The sequence below is a fragment of the Streptomyces alkaliphilus genome, from assembly GCF_014141535.1.
GTDB lineage: Bacteria > Actinomycetota > Actinomycetes > Streptomycetales > Streptomycetaceae > Streptomyces > Streptomyces alkaliphilus.
Window position 1 is genome coordinate 1 of sequence record NZ_VKHT01000465.1, and the last position, 3981, is coordinate 3981.

Genomic DNA, 3981 nt, shown 5'->3' on the forward strand with positions numbered 1-3981 from the left:
GCTCCGGTCCCCACCCGCGGCCGTGAGTCCGTTCCATCCCGGCACGACCCCGCCCGTCCCGGGCACCGTGTCCATCGACCCTCTGGGGAGTTACCGATCATGAGAATCCGCAAGGCCACCGCCCTCGCCGCCACCGTCCTCGCCCTCTCCCTCACCGCCACCGCCTGCGGCTCCGAGGACTCCGACACCAACGACAACGGTGGCTCGGCCTCCGACAACGGCGGTTCCGGCTCCGACGACGGCGGCGACGCCGGCTCGGGCGGCGAGAGCCTCACCATCGGCATCAAGTTCGACCAGCCGGGCCTCGGCCTGCTGACCCCGGACGGCGAGTACAAGGGCCTCGACGTGGACGTGGCCACCTACATCGCCGGCGAGCTGGGCGTGAACGCGTCCGACATCGAGTGGCTGGAGGCTCCCTCCCCCGAGCGCGAGAACCTCATCATGCGCGGTGACGTCGACCTGGTCGTCGCCACCTACTCGATCACCGACGCCCGCAAGGAGTCCATCAGCTTCGCCGGCCCGTACTTCGTCGCCCACCAGGACCTGCTGATCCGGGCCGACGAGGACGTCACCAGCGAGGACGACATCAACGAACTCACCCTCTGCTCGGTGACCGGTTCCACCTCCGCCCAGCGGGTCAAGGACGATGTCGCCCCCGACGCCCACCTGCACGAGTTCGGCACCTACTCCGAGTGCCTGGCCGGCCTGGAGAACGGCACTGTCGACGCGCTCACCACGGATGACGCCATCCTCGCCGGGTACGCCGCCCAGCCCGAGCACGAGGGCAAGTTCAAGCTCGCCGGTCTCAACCTGAGCGACGAGTTCTACGGCGTCGGTCTGGCCAAGGAGGACACCGACCTGCGCGACCAGGTCAACGCGGCCATCGAGAAGATGGTCGAGGACGGCTCCTGGGCCGAGTTCGTCGAGGCCAACCTGGGCCCGGCCGGCTACGAGGCGGAGGCCGCCCCGGAGATCACCGAGACCGACTGACACCCGTACCCGGGACCGGCTCCTCCCCGCCGGTTCCCCGTGCCGCGCCGCCGACGGAGGCTTCCGGCGGCGGCGCGGCACATACCGGTGACGGACGGACGGCGTCCTCCCGGCCGCGCCCGGCCCGGCCCCGTGGTCGTGTCCGTCCGACACCCGCCCTCTTCCCGTTCCTGTCGTTCTGTCCGGCCCCGTCCACTCCGGCCCCTCGGGCCGCTGCGGCCCGACGAGACTGCGAGAGTCCGTGTTCGAGTTCCTTGACTTCGAGCGGTACGACCTGCTCGGCGCCTTCTGGACGACGGTGCAGCTGACTTTCTGGTCGGCCATCGGCTCCCTGATCTGGGGCACCGTGCTGGCCGCCATGCGGGTCAGCCCGGTGCCCGTCATGCGCGCCTTCGGCACCGTCTACGTTCATCTGTTCCGCAACATCCCGCTGACCCTGGTCATCATCGCCTGCGCCCAGGGGCTGTACATGGCCCTGAGATTCAGCCTGGGTGGTGACCGCCCGCCGGAGATCTACTTCCGGCTGGCGATCCTCGGCTTCATCGCCTACACCGCCACCTTCGTCTGCGAGGCGCTGCGCTCGGGCATCAACACCGTGCCGCTGGGCCAGGCGGAGGCCGCCCGGGCCCTGGGCCTGCGCTTCGACCAGGTGTTGACCCTGGTGGTGCTGCCCCAGGCGTTCCGTTCGGTGGTGGCGCCGCTGGCCAACGTGCTGATCGCGTTGACCAAGAACACCACCGTGGCGGCCGCCATCGGCGTGGCCGAGGCCGCGCTGCTGATGAAGGAAATGATCGAGAACGAGGCCCAACTCTTCCTCATCGCGGGAATCTTCGCGTTCGGTTTCATTCTCCTGACCCTCCCCACCGGGCTGCTGCTCGGCTGGGTGAGCAAGCGTGTGGCGGTGAAGCGATGAGTGCCTCTTCCAACTCCCCGTCGGTCCTCTACGACGCGCCGGGGCCCCGTGCCCGGGTGCGCAACGCCGTGATGGCGATCGTCTTCGGCGCCCTGCTGGTCGTTCTGATCGGCTGGGTGGTGATGCTCCTCGACGACGCCGGTCACCTGACGGCGGCCAAGTGGAGCCCGTTCGTGACCGACTCCCGGGTCTGGACGACGTACCTCCTACCCGGTCTGATGACCACGCTCAAGGCGGCTTTCTTCGCGATCGTCATCGCCCTGCCCCTGGGCGCGATCCTCGGTGTCGCCCGGCTCTCCGACCACTGGTGGATACGGGCGCCCGCCGGGGCGATCGTGGAATTCTTCCGCGCGATCCCGGTGCTGCTCCTGATGCTGTTCGCCAACGAGGCGTACGCGATGTTCACCGATGTCGCCCGGGAGAACCGGCCGCTGTACGCGGTGGTCACCGGTCTGGTGCTCTACAACGCGTCGGTCCTGGCCGAGGTGGTGCGGGCGGGCATCCTCTCCCTGCCGCGCGGCCAGTCGGACGCGGCGCAGGCGATCGGCATGCGCAAGAACCAGACCATGCGGTTCGTGCTGTTGCCGCAGGCGGTCACCGCGATGCTGCCGGCGCTCGTCACCCAACTCGTGGTGATCGTGAAGGACACCGCACTGGGCGGGGCGGTATTCGGTCTCTACGACCTGCTGCGTCAAACCACGCTGATCAGCGCGAACTACGGTGCCAACATCATCGCCAGCATGACCGTGGTGGCGTTGATCTACATCGTGTTGAACTTCCTGCTCACCAGCTTCGCGAGCTGGCTGGAGGGCCGCATCCGCCGCGGCAAGCGCGGGACCGGGGCCGTGGTGGCCACCGATCCGGGCGAGCTGCTGGAGCTGGAGACCCCACCCAAACCGGCTCCGGACATCCGGACCTCCGGCACGGCCGGCCCGATCGACCCGAGCGGTCCGACATTGTCGGGGGAGGCGGGTAACCAGCCCTGACTTGACGGGTGTCGAACAGGTGGGTTGCATACTCCTGTGCTGCCCGTGATCATCGCCGGCGCGGGCCCCGTCGGGCTCGCGCTGGCGCTCGCCCTCTCCCGCCACGGGGTTCCCTCCGTCGTTCTCGACGGGAGCGACGAGGGGGTGGTGCGACGGGCCGCCCGCACCTGCGTGCTGCCCCCCGACATCGCCCACTGGGCCCGTCTGCCGGGTGCGGTGGAACACGCGACGACCTGGAGCGGGTGGCGGACCACCGTGCGCGGCCGGGTGGTGGAGGAGGCCGTCTTCACCGAGGAGCGCTCGCCGGTCCACCTGCCGCAGCACGCGCTGGAGGAGGCGCTGTGGGGCGCGGTGGGACGGACCGGCCTGGTGGAAATGCTCTCCCCCGCCCGCCTGGTGGACCTGGAGCAGCACGAGGCCGGGGTCACCGCGCGTCTGAAGGAGGACTCGGCGGGCGGTTCAGCGAGTCGGCGGGGCAGCCATCTGGTGGGGTGTGACGGCGCCCGGTCCACGGTGCGGAAACTGCTGGGGGTCGCCTTCCCCGGTCGCACGGCGGTGGAGCGCTACGCGGTGGCCGCGGTGCGCGGCGGCATACCGGACACCGGGGAGGCCACGCTCCACCGGGCGCTGCCGGCCCCCCGCCGGGTCGGTGGGGCACGCACCGCTCCGCCGGAGGTGCTGGTGCGCCCGCTGACCGGGGACACGGTGCGGCTGGATTGGCCGTTGCCGCCCGAGGAGAACCCGGTGACGCCCGAGGCCCTGCTGGAACGGGTGGAGCGGACCCTGGTGGGTTTGAACGGGGGCGAACTCCCCCCGCACGAACTGCTGGACACCGGCGTGTACGCCTGTCACCAGCGGTTGGCGCGCTGGTGGCGCTCGGGCCGTGTGCTGTTGGCGGGGGACGCGGCGCACCTGATGGGCGCGCTGGGAACGCAACAGGTGGCCGAGGGGCTGCGGGACGTGGACAACCTGGCGTGGAAGCTGGCCGCGGACCGACGGCCGGGCGGTGCCGAGGGGCTGCTGGAGAGCTACGCCGAGGAACGGCGCGGCGCGGTGGGCGCACGGCTGCGGGCTGTGGACCAGGCCCTGCCG

4 protein-coding genes are annotated in these 3981 nt (G+C 70.7%); all 4 read left to right on the top strand.

The window, feature by feature from the left end:
* Nucleotides 1-99: 99 nt before the first annotated feature.
* Nucleotides 100-990 carry a glutamate ABC transporter substrate-binding protein gene (locus FNQ90_RS15025; RefSeq protein WP_182606845.1) on the top strand — a complete coding sequence of 297 codons (891 nt, stop codon included), beginning with the start codon at nucleotides 100-102 and terminating at the stop codon, nucleotides 988-990.
* Between the two features lie 241 nt (nucleotides 991-1231).
* A complete protein-coding gene (locus FNQ90_RS15030) occupies nucleotides 1232-1903 on the top strand; it encodes an amino acid ABC transporter permease (RefSeq protein WP_182606846.1) in 672 nt (223 codons plus the stop codon).
* Nucleotides 1900-2889 carry an amino acid ABC transporter permease gene (locus FNQ90_RS15035; RefSeq protein WP_182606847.1) on the top strand — a complete coding sequence of 330 codons (990 nt, stop codon included), beginning with the start codon at nucleotides 1900-1902 and terminating at the stop codon, nucleotides 2887-2889. Before FNQ90_RS15030 ends, FNQ90_RS15035 begins: the two co-directional genes overlap by 4 nt.
* 24 nt (nucleotides 2890-2913) lie before the next feature.
* Nucleotides 2914-3981: FAD-dependent monooxygenase (locus FNQ90_RS15040; RefSeq protein ID WP_228471218.1), on the top strand; the 1068-nt coding region annotated here is incomplete at its 3' end.